Below are 17,927 nucleotides of genomic sequence, written 5' to 3'. Positions count from 1 at the left end.
GACACCGAACGACTCGTGAGAGTACTGTGCCGAATTAATAATAACGACATACTGAGATGGAAAAGTTATTATCGTACAGTCTATTTTTATTAATTAGATGCGACACACGAGACGACAACTGCTTTCGGCACTGGCCGGCGCGGCAGGTATCGGCGCGCTAGCGGGCTGTACTGACGGAACGAACAATGCAACGCCATCGGACGGAACGATCGCGGAGGCGTCGTTTTTTGTCTTCGGCGACCTCGCGGGAACGGTCGCTGGCGACGCCGCGACGGCGGGGACACTGGTTCCCATCGGCCAACACGGCCATGGCTGGGAGCCCGGCCCACGGGTGCGTGAGGAGATCCGTGCAGCAACGCTGTTGTTCCACGGACTGGAGGGGTTCCAGCCGTGGGTCGATTCGATCACCGCCGATCTCGCGGCCGACGGTGCTGACACCACAGCGGTCGATGTCAGCACCGATGTCGACCTGCTGAGCACGGGTGGGCAGGGTCACGATGAGGGTGCTCACGATGAGGACACTCACGAAACGAACGAGTCCGACCGTCACGATGAGGAGGGTGACCACCACGAGGAGGATGACGCCAACCAGACCGAGGACGAAGCGCGTCACGAGGAGGATGAAGCCGAGCACCAAGCGGAGGACAGCCACGACCACGGCGGCACCGACCCACATTTCTGGATGGATCCAGTGCGACTTCAGACCGCCGTCGGAACGATCCGCGAGGCGTTCGCAACCGCCGATCCCGACAACAGCGCGGCCTACGAGTCCAACGCGGCAACCCTCCGCGAGGGGTTGGCCGAACTCGACGCGGCGATCGAAGCCACCGTTGCCGCCGGTTCGACCGAGGTGCTGCTCGTCGCCGGCCACGACTCCTTCAGCTATCTCGCCGACCGCTACGGGATCGAGGTGATCGCGCTGACCGGCGTCGGCCCGGACGACCAACCCTCGCCGCGGGATATCCAACGCGCCCAAGACGCCATCGAGACCCACGGTCTCGACTATATCTGCGCCGATCCGCTCGAATCCCAGCGGGCTGCCGAGCAGCTGGTCGCCGACACCGACGCCGCCGAGGTGCTCCCGCTGACGGCGATGCCCGGCCTGACAGATGCGTGGGCCGACAACGACTGGGGGTATCTCGATATCATGGAAAGCGTTAATCTGCCAACGCTGGAACGGGCACTCGATAGCTAAATGGCGGTTCTCACGGCCGAAAACGTCACGTTCGCCTACGCCGAGACGCCCGTGGTCGACGGCGTCTCGCTCACCGTCGAGGCCGGCGCGTTTCTCGGGCTCGTCGGCCCGAACGGCTCCGGGAAGTCGACGCTTCTGGAACTTCTGATCGGGCTCCGTCGCCCCGACAGCGGAACCGTCGAACTGTTCGGCGAGTCAGCGACGAGCTTCGACGACGGCGAGCGGATCGGCTACGTCCCACAGGATGTCGCCACCGCCAACGGCGAGATGCCGGTCACCGTCGCCGAGGCGGTACGGATGGGTCGGTACCCCCATCGCTGGTACGGCCGCTTCGACGACGCCGACCGCGCGGCGATCACCGACGCCCTCGATCGGGTCGGCATCGCCGACCTCGCTGACCGCCGGGTCGGCCGGCTTTCGGGCGGCCAGCGACAGCGCGTGTTCATCGCCCGCGCGCTGGCGGCGGGCGCGGATCTGCTCGCCCTCGATGAGCCGACCGTCGGCGTCGACGCCGACTCCCGAGAGGCGTTTTACGACCTGTTGCACGAACTCAACGACGAGGGCCTCACCATCATCCTCATCGAGCACGATATCGGCGTCGTCACGACGCATGCCTCCGAGATCGCCTGTCTCAACCGGGAGCTGTTCTTCCACGGTGATCCCGAAACGTTCGTCGAAACCGACGCGCTGGCCGACGCCTACGGCGGAAGCCAGCACGTCATCGCCCACGATCACTGATGACGATGCTTGCCTCCTCTGCTCCACGTCTCACCGCGATCCCGCTGTCGACGACCGACCGCATCGCCTCGGCGGTCATCGATGGGCTGTGGGGAACACTCGTTGGCGCACTTGGGGAGCTGACCGGGATCGGCGTGCTCGGGCTGCCGTTCATGCAGCGGGCCTACCTCGCGGCGATCTGTGTCGCGGTCATCGGCCCGCTGGTCGGGAGCTTCCTTGTCCACCGCGAGATGGCGATGATCGGCGACACGCTGGCCCACTCGGCGTTCGCCGGCGTCGCCGCCGGGCTGTTCGTCAACACCGTCTTCGCGGTGACTGTCCCGCCGCTGTTGGCTGCTCTTGTCGTTGCCGCCGTCGCCGCTGTCGCCGTCCAGACGCTCATCGATTACGCCGGCACCTACCGGGATGCCTCGCTGGCGATCGTCCTAACGGGATCGTTCGCGGTCGGCAGCGTGTTGATCACCGCGACCGACGGCGGGATCGCGGTCGGCATCAACGCCTACCTCTTCGGCTCGCTGGCGACCGTCTCGCGGGCCAACGCCGCGCTGCTTGTCGCGCTTACGCTTGTCGTCGTCACCGCTGTCGCCGTCGCTTACCGCCCGTTGTTGTACACCACCTTCGATGAGGTGGGTGCGCGGGCGGCCGGACTGCCTGTCGCCCGCTACAACCGCCTGTTGGCGGTGTTGACGGCGGTCGTCGTCGTCGGCGCGATGCAGATCATGGGCGTCATCCTCGTCGCCGGCATGCTCGTCGTCCCGGTTGCCGCCACCACGCCCGTCACGGGGTTCAAGCGGTCGCTGCTGGCGGCCGTCGCCGTCGGCCAACTGGCGACGATCGGCGGCGTTACCCTGGCCTACCAGTACGATGTCGCCGCCGGTGGGACGATCATCCTCGTTGCGATAACGACGTATCTCGCGGTGACGATCGGAAGCCGGCTCCGCCATCGTCGCGTCGCCGGCGATACGTCGGCAGAGAACTAAACTGCGATCACGTGCCGTCGCCGTCGGCGGCCGCGTGCTCGTAGACGAACTGCCGCAACAGCTTCCCGGCCAGCGCGGCGGCCTGCCCGTCATCGCGGTCGTTGACCTCGACAATGTCGAATCCGTCGCAGGCGGGCGCGACTGCCCGAACCGCGGCCCCCAACTGCTGGGGCGTCAGGCCGCCCGGCTCCATCGTCCCGGTACCGGGCGCAAAGCCCGGGTCGGCGGCGTCGATATCGACGCTGAGGTAGACCGAATCGTCGCCAAAATCAGGCGTATCAGACAGCCAGTCGTCGACAGCGTCGGGTTCGACGACTGTCACGTCGGCCTCGCTTGCGCGGTTCCACTCCGCCACGGAGCCGGTGCGCGCGCCGACGATGATCGCCTCCTCGGCCGTCTGTAAGGCGCGGTGGGTGACACACGCGTGGCTCCACTCGGTGCCGTCGTACGACTCTCGGAGGTCGAGATGGGCGTCGAGACAGACGAACACCTCGGGGTCGACGGCGTCGACGGCCGGCACAGTGACAGTGTGCTCGCCGCCGAGGACGAGTGGGACGGCGTCGTCGTCGACGACACCGCGGAGGTGGCTGCCGAGGTGATCACAGTAGGCGGCTACGTCGTCCCACGGCCGGATGTCGCCGGCGTCGTGGACGCCCAGCTCGGTGAACCGCTGGTCGGTGTGGTGGTCGTAATCGTCGAAGGAACCAGCAAATCTGCGGATGCGATCCGGGCCGAACCGGGTGCCCGGTTGGAACGTGGTCGTGGCGTCGAGGGGCGCGCCGACGACCACATAGGAAGCAGCTTCGCGGTCGTCGGTCGCGCCGGGAAACATCACACGACCTTTCGCTGGCCCTCGTATTCGAGGTATTCGATATCCTGGTCGCTTTCGAACTCCTCGCCCTCCGGGATCCGCATCGTGAACGTCTCGTAGGTGTCGAGATCCATCACCTGGGCGTCGTCGCCGGTCACCGAAACGACCTGGCCCTGTTTCCGCTCGATGATCGGCACCCAGACCTTCGCGTCGACGGGCTGGCTAAAGCTCCGCTTTTTCTCGTCGAAGACGCCCTTCCCTTCGACGCGGGCCTTCGCGCTGCCGTGTTTGCCCGGTTTGGCCGTGCTGTAGTGGTTGATCGTACACGGCGAGTCATCCATCATCACGTAGCTCCCCTCTTGGAGATCACGAACCTGCTTCTGCTCTCGTGGCATATCCCGATGTTTTCGAGGAGCCAGTATAAACGGTTTGGAACGCGCCGGTGTGGTCGATCACCACGCTTTTTTCGCCCGCCCGGCGACCCTGGGGTATGTCCCCTGCTGACGGCTCAGATCCGGCCGCCGATGCCGATCCGACCGCTGGTACCGACGCGACCGCCCCGGCTGTCGACGACGCCGACGACGCGATTGAGGCGGCCGCCGCGGCGATCCAACAGGGTGCGGCTGTCGTCTACCCGACCGAAACGGTCTATGGGTTGGCTGCTGACGCAACCGATCCTGACGCTGTACGGCGTATCTTCGAGATCAAGGGTCGACCGCGCTCGAAGCCGCTGTCGGTTGGCTTTGCCGACCGCGAGATGCTCACGCAGTATCTCACGCTGACCGACCGCGAGGCGTCGTTTTGCGACCGCTTTCTGCCGGGGCCCGTAACTCTCCTTGTCGACCGCGATGACGCGTTTCCCGACATCCTGGTCGACGGCGGCGACACCGTCGGCGTCCGGCTCCCTGACAACGTTGTCGCCCGCGAGTTGGCTCGTCGTGCCGGCCCGATCACCGCCACCAGCGCGAACGAAAGCGGTACACCGAGCGTCCGCCGCGTCGACGCGCTTGCGGCGTCGATCACCGACGCCGTTGGCGCGGTCGTCGACACCGGCGAGACGCCGGGCGGCGAAAGCACCGTTGTCGATGTCGCCACCGGCGAGATCCATCGCCGCGGCCCGCTGGCCGACGAGATCGAGGCGTGGCTCGCCGACCACTGAGCGGCTGTTACACTTCGTTTCCTCCCCCGCGTCGTGCCCGCTAGTCACATGATTAACATCTTTGGGCCTCGAAACACCCCCATGGTCTCCGTCGTTGCGACCGCTGTCGCAGCCGCTCGGCAGCTTGATCACCTTCCCGGTGGCGATACCAGGGCTATCGGAGCCGGCTACGCGATGGCGATTACGGCCATCGTGGTCGCCGCGCTCTACATGCTCGTCGCCGGGGTCGGAATCCTGCTGATCGTGCTGACCGGCGTGAGCGCGGGTGGCGAGATCCCGGTCGCGTTCCTCGGGTTCGGCGCGATCGGGCTCGCACAGGGTGTGGTTAGCCTCTCGGCGATCGTCGCGCCGCTATTGTTTTGTACCGGGATCGCAGCGTGGCGGATCGTGCCGCCCTCACAGCGGTACGGCGGCGTCATCGGCGGGCTGCTTTCGATGGGGTTGGCCTACCTCGTCGCTGGCGTGTTGGTGGGTGGCCTCGGCGTCGTCGTCGCTGTGGGCATCGGGGAACCACTCGGCGGATCACTCATCGGCGCGCTCGGTGTCGTGGTCGTGGCGTTCAGTGCCACGGCGTGGATCGCGTTGCCGGTCGCCAGCCTCACCGGTACGCTGTATGAGCGATCCGAATCGACCCCGACCACGGCTGAGCGATAACCGGTACTAACGCCACTACCGAGGCGTGGCCCGCCGACCACCATCGTCTACAGCCCCACCGTCGTCTACAGCCCCAACAGCGATTTCAGCGATCGGGTCGACACCCCACACTCCGTCCGGTACTCACAGGACTCACATCTGTCGTCGTTGACGCGTGGCGGCGGCCCATCCATCGCCCGCACCGTTCGCAACACCCGCCGGTAGGTGGCTGTTCGCCGCGTCGTCAGCGGCACCGCCCGCACGACGCCGACGGCCGGATACTCGATGAGCGTCCGTGGGATCTCCCGTTCTCGCTCCCAGGCCAGGGCTTTGGCGGCGGCGACCGCTCGCACGGTCTGGGGCTTCCAGACGCCCTCATCCGGCGGTTCTCCCGGCGAGATCAGCGTCGGCGTCGGCGGATCGCCGGCGAGAATCTTGTGGAGCATCCCGGCACAGTCCTTGCCTTCGACGTAGTAGTCGGTCTCGGCAGGTGCACAGAGATCTTCCCATTCCGATCGCCTCGACAGCGAATCAAGGGCCTCGCGGTAGGCTGCCGGCGATCGCTCGATCGGCAACGCTGCTAAGGCCTCGTCGTCGGCCTCACGGAGTTCGCGGTAGCGAGTGGCGAGCTGTTGGATCTCCGCGACCGACGCCGGCGGCCCCTCCTCGTCGTGTTTGCGGGCGTAGTAGAGCTGTCGGGGACAGTACGCCGCTCGACTCAGTTCGCTGAACGTCGGCACGGCTCCGGGTGGTCGTGGCTTGGTATTTGAATCCTCGGGGCACGGGTGGCCTGTTTGAGCAGCTGTCGCGGCTTAGAATGACACGTCGGTTTCCATATCCTCGGTCGCCTCCTGAAGCCCGTCCTCGTGGGCGTCGGCGGCGAGACGATTCGTGAGATCGGCGTCGGTCAGCAGCTCAGCAAACTCGTCGCGGAACCGGTCGTTGGCCCGTGTCGACCGCCGGTCGGCCGCGGCAACCTCGCTGTACCGGCGGGCGGTGTCGACCGAAACGTCGAGCTCCGCTGCTCGCTCTTCGAGCGACGTATCCTCGGCCAGCAGTCGGCGCAGCCGGTCGAACTCGAAGGGCGTGTCGCGCTCGGCGTCCCGCACCAGATGGAGGTCGAGTCGGGCCTGTCGCACCGTCGTCGGCTCACAGTCCAGTGTCGCCGCGATCGTCTCGTCGTCTTCGCCGTCGTGGAAGCCACGCAACACCTCGATGAGCTCATCGATCTCCAACGCTGTCTCGAAGTCATACTGCTCGGCCATGCGCTCGATGAGCGTCCGTAGTCGATCGCTGACATCCTCGGAGTCGGTCAGCGATCCCGGCGACTCAGATTGGGTTTCGGTGACGGTATCCGAGTCGGTCGTCTCCATGAAGATGTCCCGGAGCTCCGCCGTCTTCTCGTCCATGGATCGGATGCCAACGGACACGTGTATAAAAACTTGTCTCTGCGGTGTGTGCTTGTGTCGATTCGGATCGGGCGTTGACACCCGCATGTCGTAAACCAACAGATTAAATCAGGTTGACGACACCGGGTGGGGTATGGCACGCGAACAGACAGCGTCGATCGATCTCGTCGACGCCGACACTGTCAGACAGCTGAGTGCGGCCGTCATGATCGCCGCGTTGACCGCGGTACTCGCACAGTTCTCGATCGATCTTCCCGGCGGCGTCCCCTTCTCCTTCCAGCCGTTTGGGATCTTCTTTGCCGGCCTTCTGTTGGGCCCGGTGTGGGGTGGGTTTTCGATCAGCCTCTATGTCCTCGTCGGGTTGGCCGGCGCGCCGGTGTACTCGAATGCAGGGGCAGGACTCGGCTACGTGCTCGGCCCGACCGGTGGCTTTCTCGTCGGCTTTGCGGTCGCCGCCGTCGTCATCGGTGCCATCGCCCACCGATCGCTGACGCCGACACCGATCGCCACGCTCTCGGTGGTTCCGACGGCGGCCGCGTTGCTGGCCGGCCTCGTCGCCATCTATCTGATCGGGCTGCCGTGGCTTGCGACGGTCAACGGGTGGACACTCACCCGGGCGGCGTCGTTCATGGCACTCTTCGCTGTCGGTGATCTGCTCAAAACGGCGATCACGACCGGGATCGTCGCCGGCGGCACCGAACTCCTGGCCGACCGACGATGATCACCGTCGAGGGGTTGACACACACCTTCGGCGAGACAACCGCTGTCGACGACGTGTCGCTGACGATCGATGACGGCGAGTGGGTCGTTCTCGCCGGCCCGAACGGCAGCGGCAAGACGACACTCGTCCGGCATTTCAACGCCCTGCTCGAATCCGACGCTGGCGAGGTTCGTGTCAATGGAACGCCCGCGGCCAACGATCCGGTGGCCGCCCGCACCAGCGTCGGCATGGTGTTTCAGTCGCCCCGTGACGGATTCGTCGGCGCGACCATCGGCGCGGACGTGGCCTTCGGCCCCGAAAACCTCGGCCTCGATCACGACGAGATCGACCGCCGCGTCGACGACGCGCTCGCGGCGGTAAATCTGGACGGCCGACACGATGAGCGGATCGATTCACTCTCTGGTGGCGAGCAGGCCCGGGTCGCCATCGCCGCCGCGGTGGCGATGGAGCCGGATCATCTCGTGCTTGATGAGCCGTTTACCGGCCTCGACTGGCCGGCCCAGCGGTCGGTGCTGGCGCATCTTGATGACCGGTATGCCGCGGGGATGAGCATCGTCGTCGTCAGCCATGATCTCCGTGATCTCCTCGACCGGGCCGATCGCGTGATCGGGTTGGAGGCTGGCTCGGTTCGCTTCGACCTGCCGCCGGACGCTGCCCGCGATCGCCTCCCCGAGATCGACGTGCGACCGCCGAGTTAGCGATGCTCACCTACACGCCCGGATCGACACTTGTCCATCGTCTTGATCCACGAACGAAGCTGGCCGTTCAGTTTGCGTTTGCGCTTGTGGCGTTCACAGCGTCGACCGCGCCACAACTGATCGGGCTGTTCGTCGTCGGATTTGGCGCGCTCCGGCTTGCCCAGCTGTCGGTTCGGGCGGTGTTGCGGGCCTACTGGGTCGTCATTCTCATCTTGGCTCTCGGCCCGGTGCTTGCTGCCGTGACGCTTGGCCCGCCGTGGTTTCGGCTTGAGCCCGCGCTCGTCTCGTTGCGTTCGGTCGCGCGGATCATCCCGATCCTGTTTGTGAGCGCGGCCTACATCGATACTACGCCGATCCGTGAGACGCGGGCGGCGATCCAGCGGACGATCCCCGGACGGGCGGGCCAACTGCTCGGCGTTGGTGTCGCGCTCACCTTCCGGTATGTGCCGGTGTTGCGAGCGGATCTCCGGGCGGTGCGGGACGCGGTTCGGGCGCGCAACGGCGATACCCGATCGGTGTGGGAACGCAGCCAGCGACTCACGGTGTTGCTGGTCGATCGCGCGCTTCGTCGCTCCGATCAGCTTGCTGTCGCCCTGCAGGCGCGCTGTTTCGCGTGGAATCCGACGCTGCCTCGACTCCACTTCAGTCGACTCGATATCCCGGTGTGGCTCCTCTCGATTGCCTTTGTCGCGGTTGCTGTCGTCGATCTACTCGGCCTCTGAACCTTCCGCCCAAACGCCGATTTGTGTCTTCGCCACGCATTTATCACCGCCCGAAGAGACTGACGTATGCAGCGTCGATGGCTTGTCGCCGTCGGGGTCGTCGTTGTTGTCGGCGTTGGCCTGCTTGTCGCTGTCGGGCCAGCACCGACCAGCGACGCCAACCCGCTCCCTGTTGACCAGCAGTATCCACCGGGTGCAGGGCCGAACGGGATCAATGTCACCGCGCTCGATGCTGCCGAGACGAATCTCACCCACACGCCGCGTACCCACTGGGAGAGCTACGTCCTCGGCTTCACGGAGACACCTGACACCCCGCCGGTGGAAGGCACCTACTACATCAACGCCACGACCGGCGAGATCATCACTGATCGCTTCCACGACGCGACGGCCTATCGCAACGGCTCGATTTATGCGTTCCGCCAGCCTGCCGGAGAGTTGCCGACCGACCGCCACCGCGAGGAGTTGGCTGCCGACGAGGCATACACCTACGACAACGCCACCGACACGTACTACCGGTACGATCCACGGTACGGCCAGCTTGCGCCGACGACGATCGGTCGCCACACCGATATCGTCGAAGCGTACACCTGGGAGGCGGTCAACACCACAACCCACCACGGCGTTCCCGTCATCACCTACCGGCTCACCGGCCGGCAGCCGGACGCTGATCGCGCCCAGCCAGCCGAGGCTGGAACGCTACAGCTCGGCGTCGACGATGGCCTCATCTACGCCTACGATCTCACACTCGACACAGACGAAACGACCTCCCACTACAGCTATCAGGTACGACCAGCCCCGTTCCCAGAACACGAGTGGGTAAGAACCGCAAAACGACTGCGGTCAAGCAATACCAGCAGCTAACCTTATTTTCGGCTGCCGTCGACATCGATCGCATCAACTGGACAGATATCAACACAGAGCATACAGTCGATACACTGGGATTCGCGTGTTGGTTCGACCTTCTCCTCGCTGGCGGGGTGGCTGGGGGTGTCGACCCAGGTGAACACGTCGACCGGGCAGTTTTCGAGACACGCGCCGTCGGCGATACAGATGTCGTAGTCGACGGCGACGTGGGTGCCGTGGATGCCCAGCTGCTCGGGCTCGTCGACGGGCCCCCAGACGGTCACCCCGTTTTCCTCGCCGACGCGCTCGCGGTTCTGATCAAAGTTCGGATCGATAGCCATTGACGAATCTCAGGCTGTCAACAACTTAAACGCGCCGTCAGGCTGTGGCCTCGGCGCGGTTCTTCTCGGCGGTGACCTCACGAACATACTGAGTGAAATTCTCGAAGAGCCCTTTGGCCTCACAGGCCGCCTCGTAGTTGTCGGAGGTGATCGACTCCAAGACGGCGTCGACCCCCGCGTCGCCGACCTGTTCGCGTTTGTCCTCGGCGATCTCGCGGGCGGTCTGCATATCGTACTCCGGATGGAACTGGACGCCCCAGGCGTGGCCCTTCCGGAAGGCGTGGACGCCGTGGTCGTTGCGCGCCAGCAGCTCCGCCCCCGGCGGGAGGTCGACGACCGTGTCGCCGTGGCTCGTGAAGACGGTGAACCGCTCGTCGATCCCCGCGAACAGTTCGTCGTCGCCAACGCGTTCGATCTCGTTGTACCCCAACTCGAAGTCGTCCATCCCGGCAACTCGACCGCCCAACGCCTCCGCGAGTGCTTGGTGGCCGTAACACACACCGAGTGCTGGGAGGCCGTCGTCGACCGCCCTCGAAATAAACTCGATCAGCGGATCGATCCATGTTTCGTCCCAGTAGACAGAGGCCCGCGAGCCGGTGATGACGATAGCGTCGTAGCCGGCCGTCGAGGCCGGAAGGTCGCCGTTGGCGGCGTCGAACTCGACGAGATCGGCGTCGAGTTCCCGCCGGAAGTTTCGGATATTGTTGTCGTCGTTGTGCGCTGCCTCCAGCAGCGCGATCCGCGGTCGTCGCATTGGCGTCCCCTCGGTCGTCCGGCGACAAGTGCCTTGCGTCGCCCGCGAGGGCTGCCGCTCCCTCGGGTCGGCGTGACTCCTTCGATCGCGTTGATTCGCCGACGAACAGCCGTGACAGCCGACAATCAGCGATCGTCGACTGACTCGATAAACCCAAGCAGAACGTCGTTGAGCGCGGCCGACCGCTCGATCGTTACGAGGTGGCTCGCCTCCGGATACGACGTGAACTCCCCGTTCGGTAACTCCTCGGCCAGCCGCCGACACGCCTCGGGGTCGACAACCGGATCAGCCCCGCCGGCAACGACCCGAACCGGGAGCGTCAGCTCATACAGCGGCTCGGGATCGAACCCGTCCAGTGCAGCCAGTTGGGCCTCTCGGGCGGCCGGCGTCGCATCCTCCTCGCGTCGCCACTCGATGATCTGCTCGATCGGCGCGTCCTCACGCTCACAAAACGCCGTCGACAGCAGGCTCATGGTCGACGCCCGTAGGGCCGACTCGTCGGTCGGATCGGCGCTGAGTGGCTCGGGATCGAACGCCTCACCGCTTGGTGGTGTTCCGATCAGCGTGAGGCTTTCCGCGCGGTTTGTCCGCCGGGCGGCCGCCAACGCGACCGCACCGCCCAGCCCGCAGCCGACGAGATGGGCTGTTCGGATGTTGCAGTCGGCCAAGACGGCCTCGAGATCGCCCACGAGGTCGGCCATCGCGTAGGGGCCATCGGGGGCGTCCGAGCGGCCTGCTCCGCGGGTGTCGATGACGACGACCCGGCAGGGGCCGGCGAGCGCGCCGTACTGCCAGCTCCACCCCCAGGCACCGAAGCCGAGACCGCCGAGGAAGACAACGGCTGGCGCGTCGGGGTTCTCGCCGGCCTGCGTGTAGTGGATCGCACAGCCATCGACGTCGACAGAAGGCATACTTGGAGACCGATCGGCCAGCTACGAAAAGGGCGCGACTCCCGATTTTCGCGTGTGACTCTTCGGCACCGATCGGCTGTGAGCGAACGTTTAATCCCCGTCTATCGCCTACCATTTGGCATCAATGGATCCGTTTGCGGTGCTCGGTGTTGACCGCGATGCCGACGACGAGACAATCAAGCGGGCCTACCGCCGTCGGGCAAAGGAAACCCACCCTGATCGCGGCGGTAGCGATGCTGAGTTCAAACGGGTCAAAGACGCTTACGAGGCGATCCAGGCTGGCGATGTCGACGACGACACCGAGTCATTTGTCGACGATCTCGGCGCGGAAGCCCGTGATCCGGCGGCCGCAGATCCAACAACACAGCCCGAGCCCGATACCGAGGTCACCTATCTCAACTACGCGGTGTTGGCCGACCACGGCTGGTCGCTCGATGACGACGATCTGTTTGAGAAGGCCGCAGCCGCCGATCTCGATGCGGTCGATTACGGCCAGTTCACCGTCGACGACGAACAGAGCTTGCTTGACGCCGCCGAGGCCAGCGGTCACGCCTGGCCGTTTGCCTGCCGCGGCGGGGCGTGTGCGAACTGTGCGGTCGCTGTTACTGATGGCGAACTCTCACAGCTCGTCGATCACATTCTACCCGAGGAACTCACCGATGAGGGGATCCGGCTCTCCTGTAACGGCAAACCGGAAAGTGACTCCTTAGAGGTCGTCTACAATCTCGAAAAACGCGACGACCTCGCCGATCTCAAACTCCCGGCTGACCGGTTCAACAAAGCTCGCGCCGACGACTGACTCGGGTTAGCTGCTGCCCGTTGTCTCGTTGTCTTGAGCATTCGTTGGCAGCACACCTGCGAGGTTTGCCACTACCACCAACAACAGAAACACCACGAGGGTCAACAGCCCGCCGAGCAGGGCTACTCGGTCGGACGACAGTGTTGACAACTGCGGAACGACCGTTGCGGCGACCCCGCCGGCAACACCGCCGAAGACGCCTGTCCACCGACCGTTGTCGATCCGAATCAGCTGCGATAGCTGCATCGATCTCAGGCGTTCAACACGCCACGCAGGATCTCCGGGGCGTCCGCAAGCGCGTCATCCAGCGCGTCGACATTCGGGCCGCCGCCTTGTGCGAAATCCGGCGGGCCGCCACCGCCGCCGCCGACGCGGCCGGCGAGTTCGCCGACGACCTCGCCGGCGTTGATCCCGGCGTCATCGGGGACGCCAACGACGAACTGCGCGCTCTCGCCCGCGCCGCTGCCGAGGACGGCGACCGACCCCTCATCGACGAGGGCGTTGGCGGTCGCCCGGAGCTCATCGATATCGCTGTCGAGTCGCTGGACGACGACCGACTGGCCGTCGATCTCGACTTCCTCGGCTCCGGCGGTCGCCCGCACCTCCGCGAGCTCGTCTTTGAGCCGGTCGAGTTCCTTGCCGCGCTGTTTCCACTCGGTGAAGAACCGCTCGGCGGTGTCGGGGACATCCTCGGGGTTAACATCGAGGATCTCGGCGGCGTCGTAGAGCGCGTCCTCGGTGGCTTGGGTTGCCTCGATTGCGGCCTCGCCGGCGGCGAAGGTGATCCGCTCGATCCCGTCCTGTACCGGCTCCGTCGAGAGAATTTTGATCGCGCCGATCTCGCCGGTTCGACTGACGTGAGTGCCACCACAGGCCTGGACGTCGTCGCCGACGTGGATCAGTCGGATGTTGGTTCCCGGCGGGATCCCGCCCTGATAGAGATCGAAGCCGTACTCGGCCTCGGCGTCGTTTCGGTGGGGCCACTCCTGGCTGACCGAGTGGTTTGCCCGCACCATCTCGTTGGCGACGCGTTCGATCTCCTTGATCTCCTCGCGGCTCAATCGATCGTAGTGTCGCACATCGAGGCGGGCGGAGTCGGTGCTCTTCTGGGCTCCGGCCTGCCGGATGTGGTCGCCGACGACCTGCCGGGTTGCGTGGCCGATGATGTGGGTCGCGGTGTGGTGGGCCATCAGTTGCCGGCGGCGGTCGGCGTCGATCTGTCCGCGGACGAACTCGCCTTTGCCGGGGTCGCTGTCGGTGCGGTGGAGCACCACGTCGTCGACGAGCTGGACATCGGTGACCTCCGCGACCGTCTCATCGCTGGCGAGCGTCCCGTGGTCGGCGGGCTGGCCGCCGCCCTCGGGGTAGAACATCGTCTGATCGAGGACGACATCGTACCCATCCTCGGCCTCAAACACGTCGATGACGACGGCCTCGAACTCGGTGCGCTCCTGGTTGTCGTAGTAGAGCTTCTCTGTCTCGGGGAGGTCGGCAAACCGCTCGTCGCGGTCGGCGTCGCCGGCGTCGTCGCCGGCGTCATCGTGGCGTGCGGCCACCAGCGAGTAGAAGTCGTCGGGCACCTCGACGGTGGCGTTGGTGTCGGCGGCGATCTCGGCGACCATATCCGGCTGGATGCCGTGGGAGTCGTACAGTTCGAGCAGCTGTTCGGTCGGGATCGGCTCGTCGCTGTCGGCGTACTCGGCGGCGAGCTGTTCGACCTTGCGACCGCCCCGCTCTAGGGTGTCGCGGTATTTCGCCTCCTCGGTGCGGACGATCTCGCGGATCGTATCTCGGTTTTCATAGCCCAGTCGCTCGGCCTGCATGTCGACAAGCTCGTCAAGGGGTGCATCGATGCCGACGTTGTCGACGAGGCGTTTGGTACGGCGCAGCACCATCCGCGCGAGGTAGCCGGTGCCGACGTTCGAGGGGACGATCTCGTCGCCGAACATGTAGGCGAGGGCGCGGCAGTGGTCGGCGATGGCGTAGATATCCTCCAGTGGCTCCATCAGCGCGGTGAGCTTCTCGACGTCGACATCGAGGCGGTCGGCGATCTCCCGGCGGGCGGTCGCCATATCCTCGGCCTCGTCGATATCCATCCGGCCGGCGAGCTTGGCGGTGCGGTGGATCAATTCGGCTTCGTCGTCGGTGTGATCGATCCCGGCGTGTTCCTTGAGCACCGAGATCATCTCGGGGTAGACCGCCTCGTAGACGGTTGGCGTCCCCTGGCTCATCCACGTCCAGCGTTCGAGCCCGTAGCCGGTGTCGACGACGTAGGTGTCCATGAAGGAGTAGGTGTTGCCGTCCTTCATCTCGTAGTCGCCGTCGGGATCCTGCTCCATACACATGAAGACCAGCGTCGCTAGCTCCGCGCCCTTGTAGATGACCTCGATGGCCGGCCCGGCGTTGCCGCCGCCGACCCACGGATCCTCGATGTAGGTGATCTCATCGAGATCGGCACCCAAAGATTCGAAGAGGCCGTCACAGAATTCGACGGTTTCGTCCTTCCAGTAGACCTCGCCCTCGTAGGCGTACTCCTCCTCGGCGTCCTCCCGGACGTTGAACGCGTGGTGGCCCATCATCTCGAAGGCCATCGTGTGCCGGCCCGTTTTGCCGACGTTGTCGATATCCTGCATTCGGATACAGGGCTGGCTGATACAGAGCGGGTTGGCTGGCGGTGGTGTCTGCCCGCTGGTGACCAGCGGCTGGAAGTCGTAGATCGACGCCTGCGTCAACAGCACGTCGTCGCGCCAGCGGTTGGCGGCGACCGGGTAGGGTGCGATGCGCTCGTGGCCGTTGTCCTCGAAATACGAGAGGAAGGCCTCTCGCATTGCTTCGAGGCTGTGTGGCTCCGCGAAGCTTTCCTCGCCGATGAATCGGTAATCCTCACACGGTGGCTCCCCGCAGAGCTCTCGATCGTGGTCGCGTGTCCAGAAGTGCGCCCCACAGGAGGGACACTCCTTTCGGGCGAAATCTTCCTCCGCAAAATAATCGAGACGGTACTCCGCTTCGAGATCACTCATTACGCCTGTTTGGCCTACGATTCGCTAAAAGCATTCCGACGACGACTGAGAAATGGGGGGTAAAGATTAGCTATCTAGTAGGTCTACAACTCGATTTGTCGTCTTGGCGTCCGGTTCGTCGCTCATTGTCTTAGCTGCTGTCATCGGTTGAGTAGCTCTTATTGGTCTGCTGACTACGGAGGTCTACTGCCTAGTTGGCTCATCCGAATCAATGTGAAGCTGACAATCGGAGATCCGACTGCTCGATCCGCCGCGAATCCCCCGCCGATATAGCCCCCGCGGACGGCCAGCGAACCGAATACCACCTTTCGGTCATTTTATACGACTCAGCTGCAACCACGAGACGTGTCACAGTCTCCGTGGTGGTACGGGATTCTTCTCTTCCCGATAGTGGTTTTGATGACGTTGATCTCCGATTTCGCGCTGAGGTGGTTTCTGCTTACGACTCGATCACCGGACGCAACTACCGGTATCGCCCCTGTTTGGTTCCTTCTGCAAGCACTCTCATTTTGGATCGGACTTCTCGTCGGGGTCGTTGTCCTCGTTTGTTTGCTCGCAGACCTGTGGGCGCTCAACACGGATAGCGCGCGGTTACTGAGCCTCCTCTGGGGCGTTTCAGGCGTCGTTCACCTGGGAGGAATTCTCTTCACAGAACTGTTTCTTATTTCAGTTCCAGTACTCTCATACTATGCGTATCAACGCCGCACGGGCGATGAACTCCCGAGTCTTCCCACACCGGCTTGAGAATCTTTCCGATAGTGTGCGCCATTCTGTGCCATCGCTGAACGCGAATGAACGGATCTCGCCGACTCGAAACCATCACGCCATATACGTGCAACGGGAGTTCGACGACGAGCACCGCGCTGGTCGGCTCGTTATCCTCGATCACTAATTCCAAACCTAAAAATAATCGTCGGGCTGCATCGATTCTCTGTATCGGCCACTCGGCTATCTATCAACTATTGTATAAATTAATTCGCCAACTGCTGAATACAGAGCGCAAGTCGGTTACAGGCGCGTTGTCGTAACGAACTGGTTGGAACGGTATATACCGGCCCGGTAGTTACTGTGACTTCTCCTCTGTTTCTTTAGCTGGAACATCCATATCGAATTCATCAAGCTGCCTCTGCCGGCCCAGCTCAGCAGTAATCCGCTCCTCACACTGATCCCGAAGATTGTCTTTCATCCCTTCGACTCGCCAGTCAATCCACTTATTCTCAAGCACCTGCTCCAAGTCGTCTTTCGCTGTATAGTTCGACACCAATTTCAAGTCGGCACGCTCGTCGTCCCACTCAGACAGGAAATTGATTCGTTTCCCAGCTTCAATCAGGTCATCAACGATACCCTCTACACGCTCTTCAGTATAGTTTAGCGAACTGTTCGAGACGTACGTCTCAATATCCGTCCTGTCAACACATGGGTGACGCCCCACAACGCGCCGTGCTTGTACCACAGCTCGTAGCTGATCGACGATAATCGCGGTTGGTAAGACATCTGCCTGCCCTAGACTAGTTTTTATTCGGTCTAACTCCGCGTTTAGCGACGACACGTCGTGCGTGTGTCGCCGGTCTAGTTCCTCCAGCATCGCATCCGGCTCATCAGCATCCAAATTGTCCGGAAACGAGGTTGGGCGCGCCTGCCGAATCCACAGCTCGTCGTGATGAGCGTCCACAACCCACGTGATGAACTCGGCTCCTTGCTCGATGATGGCCTTCGCAATCTTGTCTCCATGATTGACATAAGTCGAAACCACGAACTCCATATGGTCGATCTCACTTCCGAGGTACTCGTTTTCGATGTGCTCCTTGTGCTTTTCAGCAATCTCTTTACGTTCCTTGAGCTGGTTCACCACTGTGTCGGCACTCGCCGGGATGGAAGACTTCGCCTCTCCGAAAATCACCTTCCCATCTAGGTTCCACAACAGGAAATCGAAGTTCGGAACGCCAAGTTCCTCTAGAGGCTCCGCGGTAAAGAACTTATAACCAGCTGGGCGTTCCTGTACGAACGGGAAGATAGAGTAACTGATTAGCTTCCGGTGTCTGCGCTGAACACTAATTTCCTCAAGTAGGTCTTCCCGCTTAGACTGCTCGGGGAATGTGTCGAGCTTATGCTCGATACACTTGCCGTACAGTCCACGATACTTTGTTTTTTGACCCTCTGGCACCGATTCAGGAGGGTTAACATTCGTCATGC

The 17,927-nt window shown here is 63.6% G+C and carries 20 protein-coding genes; 10 read left to right on the top strand and 10 right to left on the bottom strand.

Features of this window, described 5'->3' with window-relative positions:
- The first annotated feature begins 97 nt into the window (after window positions 1-97).
- The 3 genes from EWF95_RS03405 to EWF95_RS03395 are packed head-to-tail and all read left to right on the top strand — an operon-like array spanning window position 98 to window position 2,913.
- The gene (locus EWF95_RS03405) at window positions 98-1,195 is read left to right on the top strand and encodes a metal ABC transporter substrate-binding protein (RefSeq protein ID WP_142442653.1); all 1,098 of its coding nucleotides are present in this window, start codon (window positions 98-100) and stop codon (window positions 1,193-1,195) included.
- Window positions 1,196-1,933 carry a metal ABC transporter ATP-binding protein gene (locus EWF95_RS03400; protein WP_142442652.1) on the top strand — a complete coding sequence of 246 codons (738 nt, stop codon included), beginning with the start codon at window positions 1,196-1,198 and terminating at the stop codon, window positions 1,931-1,933.
- Window positions 1,933-2,913 carry a metal ABC transporter permease gene (locus tag EWF95_RS03395; protein ID WP_142442651.1) on the top strand — a complete coding sequence of 327 codons (981 nt, stop codon included), beginning with the start codon at window positions 1,933-1,935 and terminating at the stop codon, window positions 2,911-2,913. Before EWF95_RS03400 ends, EWF95_RS03395 begins: the two co-directional genes overlap by 1 nt.
- A gap of 7 nt (window positions 2,914-2,920) precedes the next feature.
- Here the strand turns inward: EWF95_RS03395 and speB are convergent, their stop codons facing one another.
- Window positions 2,921-3,745: an agmatinase gene (gene speB, locus EWF95_RS03390; RefSeq protein ID WP_142442650.1), complete on the bottom strand. Its 825-nt coding sequence runs from the start codon at window positions 3,743-3,745 to the stop codon at window positions 2,921-2,923.
- On the bottom strand, window positions 3,745-4,119 hold the full coding sequence (locus EWF95_RS03385) for a translation initiation factor IF-5A (RefSeq protein ID WP_142442649.1): 375 nt from the start codon (window positions 4,117-4,119) through the stop codon (window positions 3,745-3,747). The genes speB and EWF95_RS03385 overlap by 1 nt, the downstream gene beginning before the upstream one ends.
- Before the next feature lie 95 nt (window positions 4,120-4,214).
- Here EWF95_RS03385 and EWF95_RS03380 point away from each other — a divergent pair, with 95 nt between their 5' ends.
- Together EWF95_RS03380 and EWF95_RS03375 are read left to right on the top strand one after the other, a co-directional pair.
- On the top strand, window positions 4,215-4,883 hold the full coding sequence (locus EWF95_RS03380; RefSeq protein ID WP_142442648.1) for an L-threonylcarbamoyladenylate synthase: 669 nt from the start codon (window positions 4,215-4,217) through the stop codon (window positions 4,881-4,883).
- An 81-nt stretch (window positions 4,884-4,964) separates the two neighbouring features.
- The gene (locus EWF95_RS03375) at window positions 4,965-5,537 is read left to right on the top strand and encodes a hypothetical protein (RefSeq protein ID WP_142442647.1); all 573 of its coding nucleotides are present in this window, start codon (window positions 4,965-4,967) and stop codon (window positions 5,535-5,537) included.
- A 65-nt stretch (window positions 5,538-5,602) separates the two neighbouring features.
- Here the strand turns inward: EWF95_RS03375 and EWF95_RS03370 are convergent, their stop codons facing one another.
- Both EWF95_RS03370 and EWF95_RS03365 read right to left on the bottom strand, forming a co-directional pair.
- Window positions 5,603-6,256 (bottom strand): hypothetical protein, encoded by a 654-nt coding sequence (locus tag EWF95_RS03370; protein ID WP_142442646.1) that lies wholly within the window; start codon window positions 6,254-6,256, stop codon window positions 5,603-5,605.
- Window positions 6,257-6,328: 72 nt separating this feature from the next.
- A complete protein-coding gene (locus tag EWF95_RS03365) occupies window positions 6,329-6,925 on the bottom strand; it encodes a conditioned medium-induced protein 4 (RefSeq protein ID WP_142442645.1) in 597 nt (198 codons plus the stop codon).
- A 133-nt stretch (window positions 6,926-7,058) separates the two neighbouring features.
- On the opposite strand from EWF95_RS03365, the gene EWF95_RS03360 reads away from it, so the two are divergent.
- The 4 genes from EWF95_RS03360 to EWF95_RS03345 all read left to right on the top strand — a co-directional run bounded on the left by EWF95_RS03360 (window position 7,059) and on the right by EWF95_RS03345 (window position 9,927).
- The gene (locus EWF95_RS03360) at window positions 7,059-7,646 is read left to right on the top strand and encodes a biotin transporter BioY (protein WP_142442644.1); all 588 of its coding nucleotides are present in this window, start codon (window positions 7,059-7,061) and stop codon (window positions 7,644-7,646) included.
- A complete protein-coding gene (locus EWF95_RS03355; protein ID WP_142442643.1) occupies window positions 7,643-8,344 on the top strand; it encodes an energy-coupling factor ABC transporter ATP-binding protein in 702 nt (233 codons plus the stop codon). Before EWF95_RS03360 ends, EWF95_RS03355 begins: the two co-directional genes overlap by 4 nt.
- A 2-nt stretch (window positions 8,345-8,346) precedes the next feature.
- The gene (locus EWF95_RS03350; protein ID WP_142442642.1) at window positions 8,347-9,066 is read left to right on the top strand and encodes an energy-coupling factor transporter transmembrane component T family protein; all 720 of its coding nucleotides are present in this window, start codon (window positions 8,347-8,349) and stop codon (window positions 9,064-9,066) included.
- 66 nt (window positions 9,067-9,132) lie between these two features.
- Window positions 9,133-9,927: a hypothetical protein gene (locus tag EWF95_RS03345; RefSeq protein ID WP_142442641.1), complete on the top strand. Its 795-nt coding sequence runs from the start codon at window positions 9,133-9,135 to the stop codon at window positions 9,925-9,927.
- Window positions 9,928-9,929: 2 nt separating this feature from the next.
- Here EWF95_RS03345 and EWF95_RS03340 read toward each other — a convergent pair whose 3' ends face one another.
- The 3 genes from EWF95_RS03340 to EWF95_RS03330 form a co-directional block, all read right to left on the bottom strand.
- The gene (locus EWF95_RS03340; protein WP_142442640.1) at window positions 9,930-10,250 is read right to left on the bottom strand and encodes a 4Fe-4S dicluster domain-containing protein; all 321 of its coding nucleotides are present in this window, start codon (window positions 10,248-10,250) and stop codon (window positions 9,930-9,932) included.
- Window positions 10,251-10,287: 37 nt separating this feature from the next.
- A complete protein-coding gene (locus tag EWF95_RS03335) occupies window positions 10,288-11,004 on the bottom strand; it encodes a type 1 glutamine amidotransferase (RefSeq protein ID WP_142442639.1) in 717 nt (238 codons plus the stop codon).
- A gap of 125 nt (window positions 11,005-11,129) precedes the next feature.
- Complete coding sequence (locus EWF95_RS03330) at window positions 11,130-11,915, bottom strand: alpha/beta fold hydrolase (protein WP_142442638.1); 786 nt, start codon at window positions 11,913-11,915, stop codon at window positions 11,130-11,132.
- 124 nt (window positions 11,916-12,039) lie between these two features.
- Between EWF95_RS03330 and fer the strand changes: the two genes are divergently transcribed.
- Complete coding sequence (fer, locus tag EWF95_RS03325) at window positions 12,040-12,714, top strand: ferredoxin Fer (protein WP_142442637.1); 675 nt, start codon at window positions 12,040-12,042, stop codon at window positions 12,712-12,714.
- A 6-nt stretch (window positions 12,715-12,720) separates the two neighbouring features.
- Here the strand turns inward: fer and EWF95_RS03320 are convergent, their stop codons facing one another.
- From EWF95_RS03320 to EWF95_RS03305, 3 genes are all read right to left on the bottom strand, one after another.
- Window positions 12,721-12,960, bottom strand: a complete 240-nt coding sequence (locus EWF95_RS03320) for a hypothetical protein (protein WP_142442636.1) — start codon at window positions 12,958-12,960, stop codon at window positions 12,721-12,723.
- A gap of 5 nt (window positions 12,961-12,965) precedes the next feature.
- Entirely contained in the window at window positions 12,966-15,734 is a 2,769-nt protein-coding gene (gene alaS, locus EWF95_RS03315) for an alanine--tRNA ligase (protein WP_142442635.1), read from the bottom strand.
- 1,063 nt (window positions 15,735-16,797) lie between these two features.
- Window positions 16,798-17,925 (bottom strand): hypothetical protein, encoded by a 1,128-nt coding sequence (locus tag EWF95_RS03305; RefSeq protein WP_142442633.1) that lies wholly within the window; start codon window positions 17,923-17,925, stop codon window positions 16,798-16,800.
- Window positions 17,926-17,927 lie beyond the last annotated feature (2 nt).

The sequence above is a fragment of the Halonotius roseus genome (assembly GCF_006861655.1).
In the GTDB taxonomy this organism is placed as follows: domain Archaea; phylum Halobacteriota; class Halobacteria; order Halobacteriales; family Haloferacaceae; genus Halonotius; species Halonotius roseus.
Note: the sequence above shows the minus strand (reverse complement) of the source record. Positions and strands in the feature narration are given on the sequence as shown.